This is a genomic window from Gordonia sp. HS-NH1 (assembly GCF_001418765.1).
Taxonomy (GTDB): domain Bacteria; phylum Actinomycetota; class Actinomycetes; order Mycobacteriales; family Mycobacteriaceae; genus Gordonia.
Map to the genome: position 1 here is coordinate 1 of NZ_LIYC01000012.1, position 21,285 is coordinate 21,285.

At 69.8% G+C, this 21,285-nt stretch carries 25 protein-coding genes; 6 read left to right on the plus strand and 19 right to left on the minus strand.

All coding sequences use genetic code 11. The features are described from left to right. The coding region (locus AMD30_RS10670) for a hypothetical protein (protein WP_231632682.1) at positions 1–238 on the plus strand (238 nt) is incomplete at its 5' end. A gap of 51 nt (positions 239–289) precedes the next feature. Here AMD30_RS10670 and AMD30_RS10675 read toward each other — a convergent pair. From AMD30_RS10675 to AMD30_RS10760, 18 genes are all read right to left on the minus strand, one after another. Beyond that, the gene (locus tag AMD30_RS10675; protein ID WP_156354219.1) at positions 290–1,621 is read right to left on the minus strand and encodes an MFS transporter; all 1,332 of its coding nucleotides are present in this window, start codon (positions 1,619–1,621) and stop codon (positions 290–292) included. A 51-nt stretch (positions 1,622–1,672) separates the two neighbouring features. Beyond that, positions 1,673–2,077 (minus strand): RidA family protein, encoded by a 405-nt coding sequence (locus AMD30_RS10680; RefSeq protein WP_010843277.1) that lies wholly within the window; start codon positions 2,075–2,077, stop codon positions 1,673–1,675. Then, positions 2,074–2,406 (minus strand): hypothetical protein, encoded by a 333-nt coding sequence (locus tag AMD30_RS10685; RefSeq protein ID WP_010843278.1) that lies wholly within the window; start codon positions 2,404–2,406, stop codon positions 2,074–2,076. Before AMD30_RS10685 ends, AMD30_RS10680 begins: the two co-directional genes overlap by 4 nt. After that, positions 2,403–3,512 (minus strand): Rieske 2Fe-2S domain-containing protein, encoded by a 1,110-nt coding sequence (locus tag AMD30_RS10690; RefSeq protein ID WP_055475619.1) that lies wholly within the window; start codon positions 3,510–3,512, stop codon positions 2,403–2,405. Before AMD30_RS10690 ends, AMD30_RS10685 begins: the two co-directional genes overlap by 4 nt. A 1-nt stretch (position 3,513) precedes the next feature. Further along, entirely contained in the window at positions 3,514–3,747 is a 234-nt protein-coding gene (locus AMD30_RS10695; RefSeq protein WP_004018951.1) for a recombinase-like helix-turn-helix domain-containing protein, read from the minus strand. Next, the gene (locus AMD30_RS10700) at positions 3,744–4,202 is read right to left on the minus strand and encodes an alpha/beta fold hydrolase (RefSeq protein WP_010843281.1); all 459 of its coding nucleotides are present in this window, start codon (positions 4,200–4,202) and stop codon (positions 3,744–3,746) included. The genes AMD30_RS10695 and AMD30_RS10700 overlap by 4 nt, the downstream gene beginning before the upstream one ends. Then, complete coding sequence (locus AMD30_RS10705) at positions 4,199–5,893, minus strand: thiamine pyrophosphate-binding protein (protein ID WP_055475686.1); 1,695 nt, start codon at positions 5,891–5,893, stop codon at positions 4,199–4,201. The genes AMD30_RS10700 and AMD30_RS10705 overlap by 4 nt, the downstream gene beginning before the upstream one ends. Before the next feature lie 64 nt (positions 5,894–5,957). Continuing rightward, positions 5,958–6,737: an SDR family oxidoreductase gene (locus AMD30_RS10710; protein ID WP_055475620.1), complete on the minus strand. Its 780-nt coding sequence runs from the start codon at positions 6,735–6,737 to the stop codon at positions 5,958–5,960. Positions 6,738–6,833: 96 nt separating this feature from the next. After that, entirely contained in the window at positions 6,834–7,577 is a 744-nt protein-coding gene (locus AMD30_RS10715; RefSeq protein ID WP_055475621.1) for an SDR family oxidoreductase, read from the minus strand. Then, positions 7,574–8,374 (minus strand): alpha/beta fold hydrolase, encoded by an 801-nt coding sequence (locus AMD30_RS10720; RefSeq protein WP_055475622.1) that lies wholly within the window; start codon positions 8,372–8,374, stop codon positions 7,574–7,576. Before AMD30_RS10720 ends, AMD30_RS10715 begins: the two co-directional genes overlap by 4 nt. Then, positions 8,371–9,369 carry a VOC family protein gene (locus AMD30_RS10725; RefSeq protein WP_010843286.1) on the minus strand — a complete coding sequence of 333 codons (999 nt, stop codon included), beginning with the start codon at positions 9,367–9,369 and terminating at the stop codon, positions 8,371–8,373. Before AMD30_RS10725 ends, AMD30_RS10720 begins: the two co-directional genes overlap by 4 nt. Before the next feature lie 9 nt (positions 9,370–9,378). Then, positions 9,379–10,329, minus strand: a complete 951-nt coding sequence (locus AMD30_RS10730; protein WP_197282769.1) for a PDR/VanB family oxidoreductase — start codon at positions 10,327–10,329, stop codon at positions 9,379–9,381. Between the two features lie 44 nt (positions 10,330–10,373). Then, positions 10,374–10,892 carry a cupin domain-containing protein gene (locus tag AMD30_RS10735; RefSeq protein ID WP_010843288.1) on the minus strand — a complete coding sequence of 173 codons (519 nt, stop codon included), beginning with the start codon at positions 10,890–10,892 and terminating at the stop codon, positions 10,374–10,376. Positions 10,893–10,935: 43 nt separating this feature from the next. Continuing rightward, positions 10,936–11,349: a RidA family protein gene (locus tag AMD30_RS10740; protein ID WP_055475687.1), complete on the minus strand. Its 414-nt coding sequence runs from the start codon at positions 11,347–11,349 to the stop codon at positions 10,936–10,938. 56 nt (positions 11,350–11,405) lie between these two features. After that, the gene (locus AMD30_RS10745) at positions 11,406–12,926 is read right to left on the minus strand and encodes an aldehyde dehydrogenase (RefSeq protein WP_055475624.1); all 1,521 of its coding nucleotides are present in this window, start codon (positions 12,924–12,926) and stop codon (positions 11,406–11,408) included. 211 nt (positions 12,927–13,137) lie between these two features. Further along, positions 13,138–13,677 (minus strand): MarR family winged helix-turn-helix transcriptional regulator, encoded by a 540-nt coding sequence (locus tag AMD30_RS10750; protein ID WP_010843291.1) that lies wholly within the window; start codon positions 13,675–13,677, stop codon positions 13,138–13,140. Between the two features lie 18 nt (positions 13,678–13,695). Beyond that, positions 13,696–14,553, minus strand: coding sequence for an alpha/beta fold hydrolase (locus tag AMD30_RS10755; protein ID WP_010843292.1), 858 nt, complete (start codon positions 14,551–14,553; stop codon positions 13,696–13,698). Between the two features lie 22 nt (positions 14,554–14,575). Further along, positions 14,576–14,869 (minus strand): helix-turn-helix domain-containing protein, encoded by a 294-nt coding sequence (locus tag AMD30_RS10760; RefSeq protein WP_051129821.1) that lies wholly within the window; start codon positions 14,867–14,869, stop codon positions 14,576–14,578. A 161-nt stretch (positions 14,870–15,030) separates the two neighbouring features. On the opposite strand from AMD30_RS10760, the gene AMD30_RS10765 reads away from it, so the two are divergent. From AMD30_RS10765 to AMD30_RS10785, 5 genes are read left to right on the plus strand one after another with little or no spacing between them, the layout of a single operon-like run. Further along, complete coding sequence (locus AMD30_RS10765; RefSeq protein WP_010843294.1) at positions 15,031–16,656, plus strand: ABC transporter substrate-binding protein; 1,626 nt, start codon at positions 15,031–15,033, stop codon at positions 16,654–16,656. After that, positions 16,638–17,732 carry an ABC transporter permease gene (locus tag AMD30_RS10770; RefSeq protein WP_010843295.1) on the plus strand — a complete coding sequence of 365 codons (1,095 nt, stop codon included), beginning with the start codon at positions 16,638–16,640 and terminating at the stop codon, positions 17,730–17,732. The genes AMD30_RS10765 and AMD30_RS10770 overlap by 19 nt, the downstream gene beginning before the upstream one ends. Then, positions 17,729–18,598, plus strand: coding sequence for an ABC transporter permease (locus AMD30_RS10775; protein ID WP_010843296.1), 870 nt, complete (start codon positions 17,729–17,731; stop codon positions 18,596–18,598). Before AMD30_RS10770 ends, AMD30_RS10775 begins: the two co-directional genes overlap by 4 nt. Beyond that, positions 18,595–19,359, plus strand: a complete 765-nt coding sequence (locus tag AMD30_RS10780; protein ID WP_010843297.1) for an ATP-binding cassette domain-containing protein — start codon at positions 18,595–18,597, stop codon at positions 19,357–19,359. Before AMD30_RS10775 ends, AMD30_RS10780 begins: the two co-directional genes overlap by 4 nt. Further along, entirely contained in the window at positions 19,356–19,970 is a 615-nt protein-coding gene (locus tag AMD30_RS10785; protein ID WP_010843298.1) for an ABC transporter ATP-binding protein, read from the plus strand. The genes AMD30_RS10780 and AMD30_RS10785 overlap by 4 nt, the downstream gene beginning before the upstream one ends. Here the strand turns inward: AMD30_RS10785 and AMD30_RS10790 are convergent, their stop codons facing one another. Then, the gene (locus AMD30_RS10790) at positions 19,971–20,927 is read right to left on the minus strand and encodes a R2-like ligand-binding oxidase (RefSeq protein ID WP_010843299.1); all 957 of its coding nucleotides are present in this window, start codon (positions 20,925–20,927) and stop codon (positions 19,971–19,973) included. Between the last annotated feature and the right edge of the window lie 358 nt (positions 20,928–21,285).

A 21,285-nucleotide genomic window follows, 5' to 3' on the forward strand; every position in this document is an offset into this window, starting at 1 on the left:
GCTATCGCTCCTCGCACCTCTGGGAGTGGGGATGGAACCGAGGGGCGCCGACCTGCGTCCAAGTGCCGTGATCCCGATACCCACTAATCGTTCCGGCCTCATCCTGCGCGAGCACGCGGTGCGCGCCGGGCTCTCCGACGCCGACCTCGACGAGGCGGTGACCCGCGACCATCTGGTGTGTCTGGGTCCCGGCGTGTTCGCGCTCGCGGTCGGGTACCTGTTGTGGTCGCGGCGGTGACGGCCGGCGTCGAGACGCCGTTCGGCTGAGGCTCGATGCGCGTCAGGCCGGTCAGCCGACCGCCTGTCCGCCGACCGCCTGCCCCCGAAGGGGCGCAGATCCGGTCGACTCGCTACCGGCCGTATCGTCGGGCACCGTCGGTTCCGCGCGACGGAGCAGCAGGATGAGTCCCAGTGCGACCGCGACCGGGCCGCAGGCGATGAGCACGATCGCACTCGTGGACAGTCCCAGTCCGATCAGGGCGCCGCCGACGATCGGGCCGACCACCGATCCGAGCCGACCCATCGAGGACGCCCAGCCGACTCCGGTCGCGGCGGTCGCCTGCGGGTAGATCGACACCGCCACCGCGGCCTGTCCGATCATGCCGGCCTGCAGCCCGAGCCCGACCCCGCCGAACACCAGCAGCAGCAGCGCCTTGTCGGCACCGAGGAAGGCCGACAGGATCAGGAAGACGATGGCGGCCACCGTGGTCCCCGCGAGCACGGAGCTCATGCGGAAGCGGGTCGCGCCGATGATCAGGATGCCCGCGCCGACGATGCTCCCGATGCCCAGGGCAGCCGAGCCGAGCGGGGCGAGTCCGGTGCTGAACCCGTAACTCGTGAGCAGGGTGGGCAACCACGACGAGAAGATGTAATAGACCGAGAACACCATGAAGGCGAAACCCCAGAGCAGGAGGGTACGTCCGCGGACGGCCGGGTCGAAGAGCCGGGCGACCGCGGCATGGTGACGGGCGTCGGATCCGTCGACCACGCCGGTGACGGCGCGCTCATCGGGCAGCCACAGCCAGAGGAAGGGCAGGAGCAGCGCGGAGGCGATCGCGCCGACGACGAACACCGACGGCCAGCCGTACGAGGTCACCAGCCGTGACCCGAGGACACCGGCGATCAGCGCGCCGAGCGAGATGCCCATCGTGACGAACACCGCGATGGACTGCCGGTGCCGGGCGGGGTTGAGCGCCGTCGCCTGCGCCACGGCCGCCGGCATGACTGCGCCGAGACCGAATCCGGTGATCAGGCGGAGCGCGCTCAGTTCGACGATGTTGCCGGCCCAGGCCGTGAGCATGCTGCCGATGGTGAAGACGACGACCGCGGCCAGGATGACCTTGCGGCAGCCGAAGCGCGCGGTGAGCCGTCCGACCGCGATGTAGCCGAGTGCCACTCCGAGACTCGTCAGCGAGAGCGCCGGGGTGAAGTGAGATGCCGGGACACCCCAGTCCTCCTTGAGCGCCGGCACCGAGAGGCCCAGGGCGATGGTGTCGTAGCCGTCGAGGACGACCGCGACGAAGGCGAGGATCAGCACCGGCCAGTTGGGTGTGGTGATGGCCGCTGAGGGATTGGGTGCTGCGGGATTGTTGGGGCTGTTGGAAAGAGTTGGTCCGCTCACGATGGCGTCCTCGGTGTGTAGTCGGCGTGGCTGACGCCGGTTCGAGTGATTCTAGTCGGCCGCGGGTGCGGCCTTCGGGAGGAATCCCTGTGCCTCGACCTCGACGCTGAGGCCCGGCTCGACCAGTGCCGACACCTCGACGAGGGTCGAACACGGGAAGTCTCCGGAGAACATCGCGCTCCGGGCGCGTCCGACGGCCGCCTTGTCGGCGATGTCGGTGACGTAGATGCGCAACGCGACGATGTCGTCGACCGTGGCGCCGCACGCCTCGGTCAGTGCGCGAACACGCCGAAAGGTCTCGACGGCCTGGGCATGGGTGTCGTCGCCCCCGACCGGGCCGTCTGGGCCGCCGGCGTGCATCCCCGACAGGAAGAACTGGTCGCCGACGACACGGGCGTTGCTGAACATGTCCCGACGCGGCGGTTCCGCGACGTCGGGATGTCCGACCCGGCTCATGGCGTCACCGCTCGTCGGGCGTCGGATTCGCGGGTCAGTCGTTCGCGCACCGGCACGAAGTCGTACGTCGGGTAGAAGTCGGTGGCGAACGCACCCCAAGCCCGGCGTTCGAGTTCGACGTTCACCGCGGGAAGGCGGTCGGCCGGGAGTCGGAGGGTGACGACCTGTCCGAGCCCCATGGCGACGACCCAGGAGACGATCTCGCAGCCGGCAGGCGGAAAGCCATGCCACCAGTCGTGGTCGTCGAGCCGCCCCTGCAGCTGCTCGAGGTCCTGACTCTGATCGTGGCGTAACACCACGGTCAGCAGCATCGTCTCGTCGGCGCTCATGCGTTCGCGCTCGCGAGTCGTTCGGCCTGGGCGACGGCGTCGGCGCGATAGATGCGGCGAATCCGGGAGACCCCGAGATCGTGCTGGTAGAGGTGCTCCTCCCGGTCGGCGTCACCGGCGAGCGCCTCCAGGACGAGCCGGTCCTGTTCGAGGACCTCCCAGTGCTTGGCCTCCAGCGTCGTGCGGTACAGGAACCGCCAGGTCTCGCGCTCCCATCCGCTCACGCGGCGCGTGCGCCAATGGAAGATCGCCGACGTCGACCGGTCGATCGGCGTGCTCATCCCGACGATCCCGAACACTCCGCCCGGACCGGCGCCGGGACCGTACGGGATCTCGAGGTCGACGTAGTCCATCGATCCGCGGACGAATTCCACCCAGTCGAAGTTGACGCCGCGCTGGTCGGTCTTCTCGAAGAAGAAACCGCGGTCGGTCTCCCGGATGCGGAACCGCGCGGAGGTGTCGCCGCCGAACATCGAATGCGAGTTGCGGTGCAAGAACGCGCCGTGCATGGGGTCGAGGACGTTGTCCATGTAGAACCGCCACGGGCCCGCCCACTCGGCGAAGTTGCCGAACCAGGACACCTCGGGATCGGACAGACGGTCCGGCAAGACGAACGGGGTCGGCACCGAATCCGCGGTCAGCGGCAGGAAGGCGAAGATCGTGTCGGCCGCCTCGACCACCTCCAGCGACACCGTCGCCCGCCGGCCCTCGAGTGCGCAGCCCGGCATCCCCGGAACCGACACGACGGTGCCCTCGCCGTCCACCTGTACGCCGTGATAGGCGCAGGCGATGCGGTCGCCGAGATGCTGACCCACCGACAGCGGCGCGCTGCGGTGCGGGCAGCGGTCCTCGAGCATGCGGACCCGTCCCTGCGCGTCGCGGAACAGGACCCAATCGACCTCGAGCCGGCGGACCGGGACCATGGCCCCGGGTTCGAGCATCCGTGAGGGGAGGATCGGGTACCAGCGGTCCCGGAGGCCGGTCGCCGCGATCTCGTCGGCGTCGAGGTGACGGCGGGTGCCCACGGCGTAGGTATGAGTACGGCGGGCGGAGGGCCGACTGCGGCCCGCGGACCGCTGGTCGGACGTGGGCTGTGTGGTGGTCATGTCATTTCCCCAATCTGCGCATCTCGGCGCGGAAGGTCTCGGCGGTCCACGGGCCACCGTCGGGTCCGTGGAGGCCGAGGGCGTTCAGGCCGTCGGTGACCTCGTCGAGAGTCGTGGCCCCCGCGGTGAAGATCTCGGTGACCGAACCGGCGAGCTTGAGCTCGTAAGGTGTCAGCGGCTCCGGATGGGTTTGGTGTGTCTCGAGGTACGGCTCGCGGGCCGGGCGGGTCATCATCGGAGAACTCCTTCGTCGATGAGTGGTGTGGGCTGGGCGAGGAGACGGCCGTCGCGGGCGGCGAGGCCCTCGGCGATCGCGACGAACGAGACGGTCCACTCCTCGAAGGACTCCCGGCATTCGGTGTGCGCGGGGACGGGCGCGCCGTCGAGGACGACGAAGACGCCGTTGTCGATGTCACCCGCAAGCGTCTGTGCCGCACCGAGATCGGTGTCGGCATCCGGCGCGGATGCGAGGACCAGGGTCGGAACCCGGACGGAGGGAAGCATCTTCGTCGTCTCCTCGGTGAGGGGTGCGGGCTCGGCCAGGATCAGGCTCAGCACCAGATCCGGGTTCTCGACGGCCAGCGCGACCGCATCGGCGACATCGGTCCCGGAGGCGAAGACGTGGGCCTGGTCACCGGAACGCACCCGCGTTGCGAGCTCGTCGTCCCACCAGAGGGTCGGAGCGGTCATGACTGGGTCCCGGAGGGCTCGGGCTCAGACGGAACGTGCACGGGCGGGACGAACGGGCCGGGAGTGGGCTCGATGGCTTCGACATCCACCTCGATGAACGACGGTCCGCCTCGGTTCACCGCGTCCGCCAGGGCCTCGGCGATGACGCCCGGACCCCGCACGAGCCGGTAGGGGATGTCCATCGATGCGGCGAGCAGGTCGAACCGCGGAGTGTGCAGGTCGACACCGGAACGTCGGAAGCCGTTCTTCTGCTGCATGTTCCGCAACACTCCGTACCCGCCGTCGTTGACGACGAGCACGATGACCGGGGCGCCGGACCCGGCCAGGGAGGCGAGTTCGCCCAGGTGTACGGCGAGTCCGCCGTCACCGGCCAGCACGAGGGTGGGGACGTCGGGTCGGGCATGGGCAGCACCGATCCCCATGGCGAGTCCTTGACCGATTCCGCCGCCGAGCGGGAAGATGTTGGTCCCGCGCTCGTAGATCGGGAGCAGCCGGTTGCCCCACTGGCTCGATGGGATCGTCACGTCGCGGGCGATCACCGAACGGCGCGGCAGCGCATCACGGATCGCGGCGCAGATCTCGGCGTAGCCACCGATGTAGGTCGCGAGATCTGTCCGGACCTCCTCACGGACGGAGGTCACGCGCGCCGGCCACTCGTCGGTGGTCGCGACCGCGTCGAGCTGCTCGAGGATGGCCGTGATCGTCTGTGCGGCGTCGCCGACGAGTCCGACCGCGGCGGGGTAGACGCGTCCGATCGTCGTCGGTTCGACGTCGATCTGGATCAGATTCTCCGGCAACGACAGTGAATAGGACGCTGTCTCGTTCGACCGGAAATGGGTGCCCACGGCGAGCAGTACGTCGGCGTCGTCGAGCAGTGCCCGCACCGCTGGGGTGGTGGCGAAGTTGCCGATGACCAGAGGGACGTCCTCGGAGACGATCCCGCGTCCGGAGTTGCTGGTGAGGATGCCCGCACCGAGACTCCGCGCGAGCTCGGCCACCTGGTCACCCGCTCCGGCCGCGCCGCCACCCAGCCAGAGCAGTGGCCGTTCGGCGGTGCGCAGAAGGTCGGCGGCGCGGGCGATGGCGTCGGGGTCGGCGGAAGGCGTCGACACCGTGACCGACGGCGCCGGCCGCTGGGCATCCGGGGCGGCGAGATACTGCAGATCCGTGGGCCATTCGACGCTCGCCGGACCCGACGGTGCGGTGAGTATCCGCGCGATCGCGGTCTCGAGTTCGGCCTCGACGTCCTTGGCCTCGGTGATGGTGGTGGCGTACGCCGAGATCGCGTCGAGCATCTGCGGCTGGCCCGGGAACTCGTGGATGACACCGCGACTGGCGGCCGGCCGGTCGGGTGCGAGGAATTCGCTCTCGATCTGTCCGGTGATGTGCAGGACGCGGCTGCCCGCGGTGAGTGCCTCCACCATCGAGCCTGCGGCATTGCCTGCTCCGGTACCGGTACTGGTCAGTGCGACGCCGAGACCGCCGGACGCGCGGGCGAATCCGTCGGCGGCGTTCACCGCGGCCGCCTCGTGACGCATCTCGACGAAGTCGAGCTCGCGGTCGACGGCCTCCACCAGCGGGAGGTTGTGGATGCTGATCACCCCGAAGACGGTGGTGACGCCGTGCCGGCGTAGCACGTCGACGAGGACGTCGCCGCCGGTCGGGCGGCGGTTCCCGGTGTGTTCGGTCATCGGATGGGTCTCCTGTTGCTGGGCTGGTCCGGGGTGGACGGGACTGGGATCGGACACGACTGGGTCAGACATAGCGGTGGACCCCGCCGCCGACCTCGAGCGTTGCGCCGGTCGTGTAGCTGTTCCGCGGCGAGAGCAGGGTGGCGATGGGGAAGGCGAGTTCGTCGGCGGAACCGAAGCGGCCCAGCGCGATTCCGCGGTCGTCGGCGATCTCCGCGCTCCAGGCCGCGAAGTCCTCGGCGCCGCTCGCGGCGAACCTGCGCTGCCACTGCCCGGTGTCGATGAGGCCGAGCAGTACCGAGTTGACCCGCGTCCCGTCGCTCGCGAGCTCCTCGGCGAGCGAGCTCGACAGGTTCAGCAGGCCCGCCCGGGCTGCCGAGGTGACCGCCAGGCGGGTTTCGGGCTGTCGGGACAGGATGGCGTTGACGATCACCACGGAGCCGCCGTCCGACGCCGCGAGCGCGGCACGCGTGGCACGGATGACGTGCAGCGCGCCGAAGATCTTGAGGTCGAACTCGTCGCGGATCTCCTCGTCGGTGGTCTCGTCGAGTGTGCGCATGAGCGACCGCCCGGCGTTGCAGACCACGCCGTCGAGACCACCGAGGCGGTCCACGGCGGTGGCGACGAAGGCGTCGACGGACGCGCGGTTGGTGACGTCGCACGAGGCGGTGACCACATCGGTGATGGCGGCGAGATCGGCTGTCGCGGAACGGAGACGGTCCTCGTCCCGGGCGCAGAGAGCCAGCCGCGCACCTTCCTCGGCGAGCAGCCGGGCGGTGGCGAGACCGATCCCGGAGCTCGCGCCGGTGATCAGCAGCCGGCGACCGGCGAGCTGCAGGTCCATGGGTACTCCTCGGGCTGGGTTGGGGCTGGGGCGGATTGGGGGCCGGGGTTGATTGGGGGCCGGGGCGAAGGGTGGCTGGGCGCGGGGGACCGCGTCTCAGCGGAAGATGAATCCGCCGTCGACGACGATGGTCTGACCGGTGACGAAGGCGGCGTCCTCGGACAGCAGGAAGCGGACCACCCCGGCGACGTCCTGCGGGGTCTGTTCGCGGTCGAGTGCGCGTCCGGCGGCGTAGGTGCGGTAGCGGTCTTCGGGGACGCCTTCGGTCGCCTCGACCCGGATCAGGCCGGGCGCAACGGCATTGACGCGGACGCCGTGGGGTCCGGCGTCGCGGGCCATCGATCGCGTCATGCCGATGACCGCCGCCTTGGACGACACATAGTGCACCAGGCGAGGCGACCCGTACATCGCGACGTCGGAGGCGATGTTGACCACCGCGCCGCGCGAGCGGGACAGCAACGGCCACAGGTACTTCGTGACCGACCAGGTGCCCCGGACATTGACGTCGGTCAACCGGCCGAACTCGTCGTCGGCGAGGTCGAAGAACGTCGCGCCGCCCACGCCGTCGGCGATCGCCGCGTTGTTGACGAGGCCGGTCACGTGGTCGCCGTCGGTCTCGAGGCGATCGGCGAGCGCGCGGACGGCGTCGACGTCGGCGATGTCGGTGACGACCGCGCGGGCGTCATGACCGGCGTCGCGCAAGGCGGCCTCGGCCGCGAACGCGGTGCCCGGGTCGCGTTCGGCGATCACAAGCCGGTGCCCGTCGGCGCCGAGACGTTCGGCGATGGCACGGCCGAGTCCGCGTCCGCCGCCGGTCACCACCACGGTCCCGGCGCTCACGGCAGCGTCCCGACGAAGCTCAGGACGTGATCGGCGATGACGTCGGGTTGCTCCTGGATCGCGGCGTGGCCCGCATCGGGGACGATCCGCAGCTCGGCGCCGGGGATCTCGTCGGCGAGGAGGCGTGATTCGTCGACGCCGGTGGCGGTGTCGTGCGCACCGACGAGAACGAGGGCCGGGCGGGCGAGCCGGACGAGGTCGGGTCCGAGATCGGTCGCGGCCATGTACCGGGCCGCGGCGGCGAATCCGGGCTCGCGTATCCCCGCCATGGTGGCGCGGACCTCGGCGGTGACCGCCGGATCGCAATCCGGTGCGGTGAGCGCGTCGGCGCGGTCGGCCGCCACGTCAGCGGCGCCGCGGTCGACGAGATCGGGTATGCGCGCGAGCATTCCGGCGGCCCGCTCGGTGGTGACGCCGGAACCGCGGGTGCTGTCGGCGATGACGAGTGCGGTGACGAGATCGGGTCGGCGCAGCGCCAGATCCATGGCGATCACGCCACCCCACGACGTGCCGAGGAGTACGACCGGCTGTCCGGGGACGAGCACCTCGATGAGTTCGGCCATCTCCTCGACGGGGCCGATGCCCGGCCGCGGATCAGCCGAACGTCCGTATCCGGGTGCGTCGGGGCACCAGCAGTCGAGACCGGCGGCGGCCAGCCGCGCGGCAAGCGGGCCGCACGACGTGGCGCTGCCGCCGATCCCGTGGAGCAGCACCACGCTGTGCCTGCTCCGGATCTCGCGGCTCGACGGGTGCGCGACGACGTGGACGCGGTCGAGCACGGTGACGGTGGTGGTCATGCCACGCCCACCGTCTCGGGCAGATGGATGAAGTAGTCCGGATCGCGCGGGGTCACCAGGGAGCTCGCGCCGTGGTCGGGGATGCCGGCCATGGCCGAGCGGACCGCGGTCGTCGGCGGGCCCGCGGTGCCCCACTGATCGGAGAGTTCCGGTGTGCGGCGCCAGGTCCGGCACAGCCAGGCGTCCTCGTCGATCTGCGCGACCTCGGACGTGTATTCGCAGACCAATCCTGCCGGGTCGGTGAAATAGGAGAACGTGTTGTCGCCGGGACCGTGCCGACCCGGTCCCCACTGCGGGGCGATCCCGTGGGAGCGCAGGTTGCCGATGCCGCGCATGAAGTGGTCGATCGAGGTCATCTCGTAGGCGACGTGGTTGAGCGCCGGCCAGGCCGCCTGGTTCAGCGCGATGACGTGATGCTCGGAATTGCACCGGAGGAACGACATCTGGCGCTCCGACCAGTCCGACACCCGCATTCCGAGGACCTGGGTGTAGAACGCCGTGATCCGTTCGATGTCGGTGGTGTTCAGCACGACGTGGGCGATCTTGCGCGGGATGGCACGACGACCCGCCGGCTCCTGCGATGACACGGCATGGACGTCCGCCGACAGCTCGACGGTGCGTCCCTCCGGATCGACCAGTGCGAGACCGTAACCGCCGCCGGCGTCGTCGAGCGGACCGGGCTCGCGGAGCAGCGGTACACCGATCCGGTCGAGTGCGCGGGCGGCGTCGTCGACCTCACGGGGTGTCCCGAGTGCGAAGCTGAAGCCGCCCAGGGCGTTCGCGTCGCCCCGGCGGAGGTTCAGGACGTGGTGCTCGGTGCCGGTGGCGCGGAGCCAGAACCGGTCGCCGTCCTCCTCGACGGTGCTCAGTCCCCACACCTCGTGATAGAAATCGCGCGAGGCCAGGGGATCGGGGACGCTCAGGGTGACCGACCGCAGGCTGCGCAGACGGCACACCGGCCGGTCGGTGAGAACGGGAAGCTGGGAGTAGAGCACGGGATTCCTCTAGATGTCGAGTACGAGTTCGGCTGAGCGGCAACGTGAGACGCAGGGAAGCATCATCTGACCGCTCGCGTGTTCGGTGTCGGTGAGTACGAAGTCGCGGTGGTCGAGGTCGCCCTTGACGACCGCGACCTCGCAGGTGCCGCAGATGCCTTCCGTGCAGGAGCTGGGGACATCGACGCCCGCGTCGGCGAGTGCGTCGAGCACGGATTTGTCGGCCGGTACCGGGATACGCTGCCCGGTCCGGTCGAGAACGACGTCGAACGCGGTGTCCCCGCTGGTGTCCACCTCGACGACGGGCGCGGCGAAACGTTCGCTGCGCAGGGAGATGTCCGATGGCACGACGGTGGCGACCGCGTCGAGCAGTGCGCCGGGCCCGCAGCAGTACGCCACCGATCCGGGCGGGACGTCCTCGAACAGCGCTCTCAGGTCGGGCAATCCGCCGCGCTCGTCGTCGGCATGAACGGTCGACGCCGAGTGCGCGGCCACCTCGTCGACGAAGGCCATCGACCGTCGTGACCGGCCCGCGTACAGCATCTGCCAGGACCTGCCCTCGGACTCCAGCCGGCGCATCATCGCGACGATCGGGGTGATTCCGACCCCGCCGGCGATCAGGATGTGGTGTGCGGCATCGGTATCGATCGAGAAGGCGTTGCGCGGGCCGTCGACCTCGATCTCGGCGCCGACGGGCAGCCGGTCGTGCACGTAGGTGCTTCCGCCCCGGGAGTTCTCGGCCCGGAGGACGGCCACGGTCCATCGTGACGTGTCCTCCGGCGCCGAGCACAGCGAGTACTCCCGAACGAGTCCGTCCGACAGACGAAGTGCAACGTGGGCTCCGGGTTCCCACGCGGGGAGCGCGGCCCCGGACGGATCGACGAGCGTCACGCTCGTGACGCCGTCGGCCTCCCAGGTCTTCTGGTGCACCCGAAGAACTCTCGTGGTGTCTGTGGACATCGCGGATACCTCTCGTGGTCAGGTTCGGTGGCGAACGCCGGCGTTCAGCGCGTGACGCCGAACATCTCCGAGCTCGGCGGGTAGGTGGGCAGCTGCGGCTTCTCGGCGCCGATGATCACGCAGAACAGCGCGTCGGTGTCGCCGACGTTGGCGAGGCTGCGGGGGACGCCGGCGGGGACGCGGATCAGGTCGCGGTATCCGAGGCGACGAACGGCCTTCTTGGTCCCGTCCTCCACGTCGTGGACGGCGACCTCGAGCTCGCCTTCGAGGACGAAGAACACCTCTTCGACGTCGTGGTGGGTGTGCTCGGGTCCGACGGCGCCTGCGGGCAGGCGCATGTTGGAGAAGGTGAAGTGGTCCGACGGCAGTGTCCGGCTGTCGTTCTCGTGGTTGCCGGTGGCACCTGAGCCGATGTAGCGGATCTGGGCGCGCTTGAAGCGGTCACCGCCGGCGGCGGCCTGGAATCCGAGGGTGTCCCAGTCCTCGTGGCGGGTCTCTCGGCTGGCGATGCAGGAGTCGATCTGCTGCTCGAGGTCGGCGACGGTCTTCTCTGGTGCGGTCATGGGATGGTTCCTCTCGGTTCTGGGGTGGGGTCGTGGGCTGTGGTCAGGACGCGTGGGCGATCGCTTCGATCTCGACGGTCGCGCCGTAGGGCAGCGCGGCCACCTCGACGAAGGACCGGGCCGGGCGCGGTGCGTCGAAGACGCTCTCGTAGTGGCGGTTCGCGGCATCGCGCAGGGAGACGTCGGTGACGAAATAGGTGGTCTTGACGACGTCGGACAGGGTCATGTCGATGGTGGCCAGGCGTTCGCCGAGACGGGCCATCGCCGCGTCGAGGGCGGCTTCGACACCCGGTACGGCAACGCCGTTCTCGTCCACCGACAGTGCGCCCGACACGAATCCGAAACCGGCGACGGCGAATGCGGGACTGTACGGGTGCGCGGTGGCCTGTTCGGTTGCGGCGGTGTCGATCGGGGCGGAGTCGATCGGGGCGGTGTCGATCGAGGCAGGGGCGGTCATGGGCGTGGGTCCTTTCATCGGGGTGGGCGGTTCGTCGGGGTGCACGGTCCGAGCGGTCACGGGTGGCGACCCCACGCGATCGGCTCGTCGCTGCGGTCGAGGTAGATGCTCTTCTGGTCGGAGTACTGCCGGATCGCCTCGCGTCCCTTCTCGGTGCCGAGCCCGCTGTCGCGGAGACCGGTGAACGGCGTCGAGATCGAGAACTGCTTGTAGGTGTTGACCCAGACGGTTCCGGCGTCGACGGCGTCGCCGAGCCGCAGGGCGCGCCGATAGTCCTCGGTCCACACGCCGCAGGCGAGTCCGTAGACGGTGTCGTTGGCCTGGGCCACGACGTCGGCCTCGTCGTCGAACGGGATGATCACCGCGACCGGCCCGAAGATCTCCTCCTGGCTGATCCGGTCGGTGTTCGACACCCCGGTCAGGATCGTGGGTGGGTAGTACCAGCCGTCCGCCAGCGGACCGTCGACGGGAACGACTCCACCGCAGCGTAATTCGGCGCCGTCGGCCACGGCTTGGCTGACCTGCGCGGCGACCGAATCGCGGTGTGCAGCCGAGATCATCGGCGCGACGTCGGTGGCGGGGTCGGTACCCGGACCGATGCGCAGTCGCTGGGTGCGACGCACCAGATCGTCGGTGAAGGCCTCGAAGATGCTGCGCTGGACGAACACTCGCGAGCCGGCGATACAACTCTGCCCGCTGGAGGAGAAGATGCCGTACAGCACTCCCTGCGTGGCGCGCTCGACGTCGGCGTCGGCGAAGACGATGGTCGGGGACTTGCCGCCCAGCTCGAGGGTGATCGGCATGAGCTTGTCGGCCGCGATCCGGCCGAGGTGCCGCCCGGTGCTCGTCCCGCCGGTGAAACTGACCTTCGCGACGTCGGGGTGGCGGACCAGTGTTTCGCCGACGGTCCGGCCCGGTCCGGGAAGGACGGACAGGACACCGCGCGGCAGGCCGGCCCCCTCGCAGATGCGGGCCAGCAGCAGGGTCACCCAGGGCGCCCAGACCGGCGGCTTGCTGACCACCGCGTTGCCCGCGGCCAGCGCGGGTGCCAGCTTCTGGGCGTCGGAGGCGATCGGCGAGTTCCACGGCGTGATGGCGCCGACGACGCCCATGGGGCGGTGCGTCGACATCGTGAGCCACGGGCCGCGCGGGGTCGTGAGCACTCCGTCGGAGGTCTCCGCCGCGGCGGCCATGTACCGGAAGGTGTTGGCCGCACTCGCGGCAAGAGCCGACGTCTCGGCAAGGGTCTTGCCGGTGTCGAGGGTCTGCAGGCGTGCAATGCGATCCCGGGCGGCGTCGATCCCGTCGCCGATCCGGTGCAGCACCGCCGCGCGTTCGTGGGGAAGTGCACTCGCCCAACCGCTTTCGTGGGCCGCGCGGAGGCCGGCGCGGACCGCGGTGTCGACGTCGGCTGGCGTGGCCCCGTGCAGCGTCGCGAAGACCCGGCCCGTCGCGGGGTCCACGGACTCGATCAGGTCGCCGGCGCCGACCTCCCAGTGCCCGCCGACGTAGATGCGGTCGTCGAGATCGCGGGCGTCGATCCCGGGATGGGTGGAGGTACTCGTCACGAGGGGCATGTGAATCCGTTCAGAGGAGGTGGCCGAAAGCCGAACCAAATATCTTTGCGCTAAGACAGTTGTAAAGCCTTAGCGCTAAGAGGTCAACCTCGAAGAAGCCCACTACAGGGGCTTGTTACACGGGATTTACGCGTCCGAAACGGAAGAGATGCAGGTCACACCGCATGTGTCGGCCATCACGGGCGGCCCGAAAAAGTTTTGAGCGCGTCGCTCAGACGGCTGCGATCGGGTCCGCTTCGCCGGGATCGAGCCCGTCACCGAGAACCGCGAATCGTGCCGAGTGCTCGAGCGCGCCCAGGAGGCGGGCGAGGTCGGCGGCCTCGTCCTCGGAGAGTTCGGCGAGCATGGTGCGGAGCTTCGCGAAGTGCTCGTCGGCGATCCGGTCGACGAGAGCCGCGCCCTCGGGGGTCAGTTCGACGTAGACCACACGCGCGTCCGAACGGTCTCGAGTGCGCGTCACGAACCCCGCGTCCTCGAGTCGTTTGACGCGCAACGACAGGCCGCCCGTGGTGACGAGGGTCTGCTCGGCGAGTTCGCCCGCGGTCAGACGGTGGTCGGGAACGGCTCGGCGCAGGCACGCGAGGACGTCGAAGCCGGAGTCGGTGATGTTGTGCTCGTCGAAGGTGGACGCGATGCGCGCCTTGTAGACGAGAAAGCTGCGGTGGAGCCGGCCGAACACCTTGAGCGCCGAGACATCGAGCTCGGGCCGGGCGACGGCCCAATGGGACACGATGACGTCGACACCATCCATGCAGGCGAGGTTAGTGGATCACCGTGCGAGGAAGGCCCCCACGGTCGCCTCGAAGGCGGCCTTGGCCTCGATCATCACCCAGTGCCCGCACTTCGGGAAGATGTGCAGCTCGGCGTCGGGGATGAGTCGCATCGGGATCATCGCCATGTCCGGCGGGCTGACGCGGTCGTCGCGGCCCCAGGTCAGCAGTGTGGGACAGGCGACCTTGTGCATCGATGCCCAGTACGGCGGTGTGTCGGAGGCGGCCATGAACTGCTGCTGCATCTCGAATGCCGCTGAGCCGTAAATCATCTGCGCCGTCTTCTGCGCGTCGGGATTGATGGCGGCCTCCCAGCGCTCGGCGATGAGTTCCTCGGTGACCAGCGAGCGATCGAAGACCATCGACGTGAGCCAGCGGACGAGCTTGTCCCGGTCCGGGGCGTCGGTGAACTCCTGCAGCAGGCGCAGGCCTTCACTGGGGCTGGGGCTGAACACATTCGGGCCGACGCCGCCGATGGTGACGAGCTTCTCGACACGCTCGGGCTTCTTGATCGCCAGGTTGACGCCGACGACGCCGCCCATGGAGTTGCCGATCATCGCGGCCTTGTCGATGTCGAGTGCGTCCATGAACCGGATGACCGAACTGCCGGCGGTCAGCACCGGGTGGCCCTCGACGGCATCGCTGACCCCGAACCCGGGGAACTCGATCACGAAACAGCGGTGTGTCTGTGCGAACTGCCCGAGATTTCCGCGGTAGTTGCGCCAGCCGGTCACACCGGGCCCGGATCCGTGCAACAGGATCAATGGCGGCGCGTCGGCGTCGCCGGCCTCGTGATAGCGCAGCGTGCCCTGATCGGTCGTCAGTTCCCGTTTGGTCGCTTCGAAGGTGACATCCACGTCGACCAGACTAGAACGTGTTCTAATCCGTTGTCACCGGGTGGGCGTGATCCGACCGGTCTGCGGCGGTGAGGTGCCCGACCCCGATGATGTCGTGCAGGATGCGATGCACGATCGCGTCGCCGACGACCTCGTAGTGGACCATCCGTCCGGCCTTCTCCGAGCGGACCCATCCCTGGTCGCGCAGTTTGCGGATCGACTGGGACGCGGCGTTCTCCGTGATGTCGATACGGGTGGCCAGTTCGGCGACCGTCGAACCGGGCCGAGCGTGCATCTCCGCGACGAGTCGTAGGCGGTTCGGGTCGCTGAGCAGCATGAACCGCGCAGCCCAGGAGTCGGCGTCGAATGAGTCTGCGTCGAATGAGTCTGGGTCGAAGTCGGTCACCGGCTCCTCCTCGTCGCCCGCGTCAGTGGTGTGCCCATCGTTCACCACCGCCTCAGGTGGCGGCAAATGCGTGTCTGGGAGAACATGTGTCTGTGTACACAGGTGTTGGTGGATCGTCATCCACCGTCCGTCGCCTCGCCGCGGCGGGACTGGCGGTGCTGATCGCGACGGTCGCACTGGCGGGATGCTCGACCCCGGGCCGCACGCCCGTGACCGACCAGATCGTGCTCGCGGAGGGCCAGGGACTCGGCGACTTCAACCCGATGCTGGGTTACGCGCAACTCGGCGTCTCGCCCGTCTTCGACGGTCTGCTCATCCCGGCCGCGGACGATGACGACCGCGTTCCCGACCTCGTCCCGGCCCTTGCCCGGTCGCGGCCAGAGCGCGTCGCCCCGCGTACCTGGCGGGTGCCGCTCAAGACCGGTGTCACCTTCTCCGACGGCACCGCTTTCGACGCCGCCGACGTCGTCGCGACCTACCGGGCGGTCGTCGATCCACGGGTCGCGTCCGAGATCGCGACCGACTTCGCGCCGATCGTCGCGGTCGAGGCCGATGGGCCCGGGGCGGTCACGGTGCGGATGAACACCGACGCCGATCCGTCGCCGTACCTGCTCATGGGCGTCGTGCCCTCGGAGCGGGTGGAGGACGCGCCGGCCGCGGAGTGGGCGCTGAACACCGAGCCGGTGGGCACCGGGGCGTACCGGCTCGAGTCGCTCGACCCCGATCAGGCCGTTCTCGTTGCCCGCGAGGACTACTGGGGCGAGCGGCCGACGGTCCAACGCATCGTCTACACCCACGTTCCCGACGACAACACGCGCGCACAACGGATCGCGGCCGGCGAGATCGACGGTGCCAACCTGCCGCCGAGGCTCGCCGCGAGCCTCGAGGGACGTGACGGGATCGACGTGGTCACGGTGAAATCCGCTGACTGGCGCGGTATCTCGTTGCCGAGCACGAACCCGTTCACCGCCGACCCGGCCGCCCGCCTCGCCATGAACCTGGGCGTCGACCGGCAGGCCGTCGTCGACGACGTGCTCACCGGCGACGGCGAACCCGCCAGCACGCCGATCGCCTCGGTGTACGGGCCGGACGTCTACGACGAGGAAGCGCAGTTCGACTTCGACCCCGAGGGTGCGGAGGACGAACTCGACGCGGCCGGGTGGCGACCGGGTGCCGACGGGATCCGGGTCCGCGGTGCCGACCGGGCATCGTTCCCCCTTCTGTACAACGCCCAGGACACCCTGCGCCGCGACCTCGCGGTGGCCTTCGCCGCGTCGATGAAACGGATCGGCGTCGAGGTGCTGACCCGCGGCACGAGCTGGGACGACATCGACTCCGAATTGAGCACGGCCGCAGTTCTTCTGGGTGGGGGAGCGACGCCCTATGCCATCGACTCCCAGGTCCACGACACCCTGCACACGCGAGTCGCGAACTCGTCGCGGTACGCGAACCCCGGCGACCTCACCGCTCCGGGACTCGACGCGCTGGTCGACGAGGCGCGTGCGAGCGCGCCCGGACCGGAGAACGATCAGCGGTACCAACGCATCCAGCAGGTCTACGCGGCCGCGCCGTCCTACGTCTTCCTGGCCTTCCTGCACCACACCTACGCCTCCCGCGGCGACGGCTGGCGGCACGACGCACCCATTCTGGAGCCGCACTCGCACGGCGTCACCTGGGGCCCCTGGTGGAACGTGCCGTCATGGCAACCGGTCTCATGACCTCACTCGCCCCGGAAGTCCGGTCGGCACCCGGCGTCGACCCAGCGAACCGGTCACGCCAGCAGCGGCCGCGACGCGAACGGTCGCGGCGGGGGAACTCGCGCGCACGGCGAGCCGGACGGCTTCTGCTCCGGCGCATCCTCGTGATGATCCCCACGACGATCCTGGTGTCGCTGGGGATCTTCGCCGTCGCCGCGGCGTCGCCGTTCGATCCGCTCACCGCCCATCTCGGCGACAACTACCAGTCGGCGACCCCCGCGCAGCGGGAGGCGATCGCGGCCGCCTACGACCTGGACCAGCACTGGCTGAGCGCGTGGTGGAACTGGTGGGGTGCCCTGCTGCACGGTGACCTGGGCTGGTCCGCGACCCAGGGCCGGGCGGTGGGAGACGTGCTGGTGCAACGGCTTCCGTTCACCGTCGGGATCTCGACGGCCGCATTGGTCTCCGCGGCCCTGATCGCCGTGCTCGGCGGCGCCGTCATCGGCATGCGGCGCGGCGGGCTGATCGACCGGGCGTGTACCGCGCTGGCGGCCATGCTCGCCGCGACCCCGCCGTTCGTGGTGTCCCTGGTGCTGGTCAGCACCTTCGCGGTCACGCTCGGGTGGTTTCCGACCTCCGGTGCCCGACGCCCCGGCGACGACTACTCGGTCGAGGGACTGCTCACCCACGCCGTGTTGCCGTACCTGGCGCTGACCGTGTCGATGATTCCGTGGTTGCTGCTGACCATGCGGGCCGCCGTCGTCGATGCCACCGCCTCGGACGCGGTCCGGGCCGCACGCGCTCGGGGAGTCGACGGTTGGGCGCTGCTCAGGGGGCACGTGGTACCGGTGTCGGTGTTGCCCACGCTCGCGCTCCTGGGCACCCGCCTGCCCGAGCTGATCGCCGGCGCCGCGATCGTCGAGACCGTCTTCGGTTGGCCGGGTCTCGCCGAGGCGCTCGTGGATTCCGCGGTGGCGCTGGACTTCTCGTTGCTGGCCGCGCTCGCCGTCGGATCGGCCGTACTCGTCCTCCTCGGGTCGGCGCTGTCCGATGCGGCGGCGGTGTGGATAGATCCGCGGATCGGGCTGACCGCATGACGGCCCTCGGTGGGGCGACGGGTGTGCCGGTCGAGCGCCGTCGGGCCGCGATCGGTCACCGCGCCGCCGTGGTCGCACCGTGGGTGGTGCTGGCGGTCCTGGCCGTCACCGCGGTCGGGTGGCCGGTGGTCGCAGGCGAACAGACCGCCGACTTCGCTCGTTCGCTGCTGCCGCCGGGGGCGCAGGCCGCGCTGGGGACCGATCACTCGGGATACGACCTCGGTGTCAGAACCGCCGAGGGTGTGCGGATCTCGCTGCTGATCGCCGCCGCGTGCGCGGTCCTGGCGACGGCCCTCGGCGTCATCGTCGGGCTCGGTGCGGTGACGGTCGGCGGGTGGTTCGACGCGGTGGTCATGCGCGTCGTCGACGGCGTCAACGCCTTGCCACACCTGGTCGTCGGAGTCGTCATCGCCGCGATGTGGCGCGGTGAACCGGTCGCGATCATCGCGTCGATCGCGCTGACCCACTGGCCGTCCGTGGCGCGCGTGGTGCGAGCCGAGCTGCTCGAGGCGAGGTCGTCGGGGTGGGTCGAATCGGCCCGGCTCGCCGGCGCCTCCCGCACCTTCATCGCCGTGCGTCATCTGTTGCCCGCGGTGAGCGGCCAGGTGCTGGTGGCGATGACCGTGTTGCTGCCGCATGCGGTCTGGCACGAGACGACGCTGTCGTTCCTGGGCGTCGGACTCTCCCCGGACGCCGCGAGTCTCGGAACGCTGCTCGGGCAGGCGCGGGGTGACATCCTCACCGGTGCGTGGTGGACATTGGTGGTGCCCGGCGTCGCCCTGATGCTCACGGCCCTCGCGTGTGCGGCCGCGGCGTCGTCGCTGCGACGCGCCACGTCGCCACCTGTCGGTGAGGTGTGGCGATGAGCGCCGGGCTCGACGGGGTGACGGTCGACATCGTGGCGCGGAATCGGTGGAACCGGTCGGTGGTCCGCGTCCTCGACGACGTCACGCTGCCCCTACTCGCCGGATCGATGACCGCGCTCGTGGGCGAGTCCGGCTGCGGCAAGTCGATGGTCGCGGCCGTACTGTCCGGTCTGCTCCCGCCGGGTTCGGTGCCGACCGGACGGCTTCGGGTCGGCGACGAGGTCTTCACCGATCGCGAACTCGCCGGCGCCGACCACCGCTGGCGAGGCCTTCGCGGGCATCGCGTCGGCCACGTTCCCCAGTCGGCGTCGACCTCGTTCACGCCCGTGCGCAGCGTCGGCGCACAGCTCGACGAGGTGATCGGCATCCTCGGCGGGTCGCAGGATGCCGTCGAGCTGTGTCGGCGCGTGCACCTCGACCCCGATGCACTCCGGCTGTATCCGCACGAGCTGTCCGGCGGGATGGCGCAGCGCGCCGCGATCGCCGCGGCACTGGCCGGTGACCCGGACACGATCGTCGCCGACGAGCCCACCTCGGCGCTCGATGCCGAGCTCGCCGCCGAGATCTGGGAACTCCTCACCGACACGGCACGGGCCGGCGCGGCGGTCCTCGTCATCACCCATGACGTGGAGACGATGCGGCGCGGGTGCGATTCGGTGGCCGTCATGCGGTCGGGACGGATCGTCGACCATCGCCGGCTCGATCAGGTCGCGGCGTCCGACGACGCCTATGTTGCGGGCTTCTTCGAGCGGGTGCCGTGATCGCCGGCGACCTCCTCGTCGGCGCGGGCCTGACGGCCCGGTTCGGAGACACAGTCGTCTTCGAGAGCCTCGACGTCGGCGTCGGGCCCGGCTCGGTGACCGGGGTGGTCGGGCGATCGGGGAGTGGCAAGACGACGCTGCTGCGCATCCTCGCGGGGCTCGCGGACCCGGCGGCGGGGACGGTCGAGTGGCGGGACGGCCGGCGCCCCGGTGACCTCGGCCTGATCGCCCAGCATCCACGGCTGGTCACCAACCCGCGATGGACGTTGCGCCGGATCGTTGCCGAACCCGCGGCGATCGCGAGACGCGACTGTGACGTCGAACGTGCCGCGACCCGCGTCGGGCTCGACCCCGCTCTGCTCGACCGCTACCCGTCACAGGTGAGCGATGGTCAACTCCAGCGGGCGTGTCTCGGCAGGCTCGTGGTGCAACAGCCGCGGGTCGTGCTGTGCGACGAACCGACCGCGATGCTGGACCCGGTCGCCGCGCGTGCCGTGGCCTCGCTGCTCGACGACCTCGTCGCCGACGGCGCGGGACTGCTCCTGGTGAGCCACGACCGGCGGTTCGTGGGTTCGCGAAGCCGGGACGTCATCGACCTCGACGCGCGCTGATCACATCTGCAGGCGGACGGCGTCGTCCTCGCCGAACTCGTCTTCGAGCACCTCGGGGGAGTAGTCGAGGTCGATCTCGGCGACCGGACGTCCCCGGGCGGACTCGATCGCCGAGAGCCGGCGCTGGGCGCGGTCGGCGGCGTAGGCCAGGAACTCGTCGTTGTCGAGCCCGAAGGGCTGGACCTCGAACTGCTGGTTGACCCACTCGATCATGCCCAGTGCGAGTGGCAGCAGTTCGTTCATGCGTTCGCCGACGGCATCCCACAGTGTGTCGTCGGCCGCGACGTGCCGGCGACACGTGAACGTTCCCCACGCCATGTGCCGGCGCTCGTCGTCGCCGATGAACCGGATGAGCTTCTGCATCCCGGGGAAGATCCCGTACCTCGTGCACACCTTCTGCCAGGCGTGGTAACCGGTGAGCGCCAGGCTGCCCTCGATCACGTGGTTGTAGGTGACGCTGGCGCGGATCTGGTTGCGCGGCGACGGGTCGTGGTCGAGGACGCGCAGCGACGCCGGCAACTCCTCGTAGAACAGCTGGTGATAGTAGGGATTCGCGCTGACGAAGCCCTGGAGGTCGCCGGTGAGGCCGACGGCGTCCATCCATCGCCGGAACACCTGGGTGTGTTTGGCCTCCTCGAAGCAGAACTGCGACAGGTACATCTCGTCGCCGAAGCGGCCCTCGGTCGCCATCGCCTTCATGAACGGCTGGATGTCCTGGGTGACCGCTTCCTCGCCCGCGATGAACTGACTCACCAGGTAGGTGGCGCTCCGGCGCTGTTCGTCGGTGAGCTCGACCCAGTCCTGTGCGTCCTGCGAGAAGTCGATGGCGGCCGGGTCCCAGAACCGGGCGTTGCCTTTCACGAAGAGCCGCAACGGAAACGAGTCCCAGTTGAGACCGCCCTGTCGCAACGAGGAGAAGTCCTGCCGGCCCTCCGCCTTGTGTTCGATGAGAGTCATGAGATCACCAGCCAGACACTTCGGAATCGGAATACCCCGACGCTAACCCCTTCCTCGATCCGGAGACGCGAAATCGGTCAACTCTGTTGCCCCGGAAAGGGTTTCCGGTGTACGCGGGTCGACCGTCGGTGCCGCCGCCGCCGAACCCCGCGTCGTCGACCGTGCGCCTTAGGTCGTCGACTGGGCGGCTTTCTCGTCGACTGTGCGGCCCACATCGTCGACTGTGCGCGTTTTGTCGTCGACCGTGCAGCCGTACCCGAGGTCGCCGGTGACCTCTGGCGCCCCGCCGGATCGAGAGGCTGGAACGTCACCCCCAATCCTGTGCCATGGATCGAGTGAAACGCCTGCGAGAGTGTCG

Excerpts from the sequence above, each read along its gene's own strand:
- AMD30_RS10740 (WP_055475687.1), bottom strand. The coding sequence starts at position 11,349 with ATGACCGCCCCTGCCTCGATCGACACCGCCCCGATCGACTCCGCCCCG.
- AMD30_RS10705 (WP_055475686.1), bottom strand. The coding sequence starts at position 5,893 with ATGACCGAACACACCGGGAACCGCCGCCCGACCGGCGGCGACGTCCTC.
- AMD30_RS10700 (WP_010843281.1), bottom strand. The coding sequence starts at position 4,202 with ATGACCGCTCCGACCCTCTGGTGGGACGACGAGCTCGCAACGCGGGTG.
- AMD30_RS10710 (WP_055475620.1), bottom strand. The coding sequence starts at position 6,737 with ATGGACCTGCAGCTCGCCGGTCGCCGGCTGCTGATCACCGGCGCGAGC.
- AMD30_RS10690 (WP_055475619.1), bottom strand. The coding sequence starts at position 3,512 with ATGACCACCACACAGCCCACGTCCGACCAGCGGTCCGCGGGCCGCAGT.
- AMD30_RS10775 (WP_010843296.1), top strand. The coding sequence starts at position 17,729 with ATGACGGCCCTCGGTGGGGCGACGGGTGTGCCGGTCGAGCGCCGTCGG.
- AMD30_RS10680 (WP_010843277.1), bottom strand. The coding sequence starts at position 2,077 with ATGAGCCGGGTCGGACATCCCGACGTCGCGGAACCGCCGCGTCGGGAC.
- AMD30_RS10735 (WP_010843288.1), bottom strand. The coding sequence starts at position 10,892 with ATGACCGCACCAGAGAAGACCGTCGCCGACCTCGAGCAGCAGATCGAC.
- AMD30_RS10760 (WP_051129821.1), bottom strand. The coding sequence starts at position 14,869 with ATGCTGCTCAGCGACCCGAACCGCCTACGACTCGTCGCGGAGATGCAC.
- AMD30_RS10750 (WP_010843291.1), bottom strand. The coding sequence starts at position 13,677 with ATGGATGGTGTCGACGTCATCGTGTCCCATTGGGCCGTCGCCCGGCCC.
- AMD30_RS10745 (WP_055475624.1), bottom strand. The coding sequence starts at position 12,926 with ATGCCCCTCGTGACGAGTACCTCCACCCATCCCGGGATCGACGCCCGC.
- AMD30_RS10720 (WP_055475622.1), bottom strand. The coding sequence starts at position 8,374 with ATGACCACCACCGTCACCGTGCTCGACCGCGTCCACGTCGTCGCGCAC.
- AMD30_RS10685 (WP_010843278.1), bottom strand. The coding sequence starts at position 2,406 with ATGAGCGCCGACGAGACGATGCTGCTGACCGTGGTGTTACGCCACGAT.
- AMD30_RS10695 (WP_004018951.1), bottom strand. The coding sequence starts at position 3,747 with ATGATGACCCGCCCGGCCCGCGAGCCGTACCTCGAGACACACCAAACC.
- AMD30_RS10790 (WP_010843299.1), bottom strand. The coding sequence starts at position 20,927 with ATGACTCTCATCGAACACAAGGCGGAGGGCCGGCAGGACTTCTCCTCG.
- AMD30_RS10780 (WP_010843297.1), top strand. The coding sequence starts at position 18,595 with ATGAGCGCCGGGCTCGACGGGGTGACGGTCGACATCGTGGCGCGGAAT.
- AMD30_RS10730 (WP_197282769.1), bottom strand. The coding sequence starts at position 10,329 with ATGTCCACAGACACCACGAGAGTTCTTCGGGTGCACCAGAAGACCTGG.
- AMD30_RS10770 (WP_010843295.1), top strand. The coding sequence starts at position 16,638 with ATGGCAACCGGTCTCATGACCTCACTCGCCCCGGAAGTCCGGTCGGCA.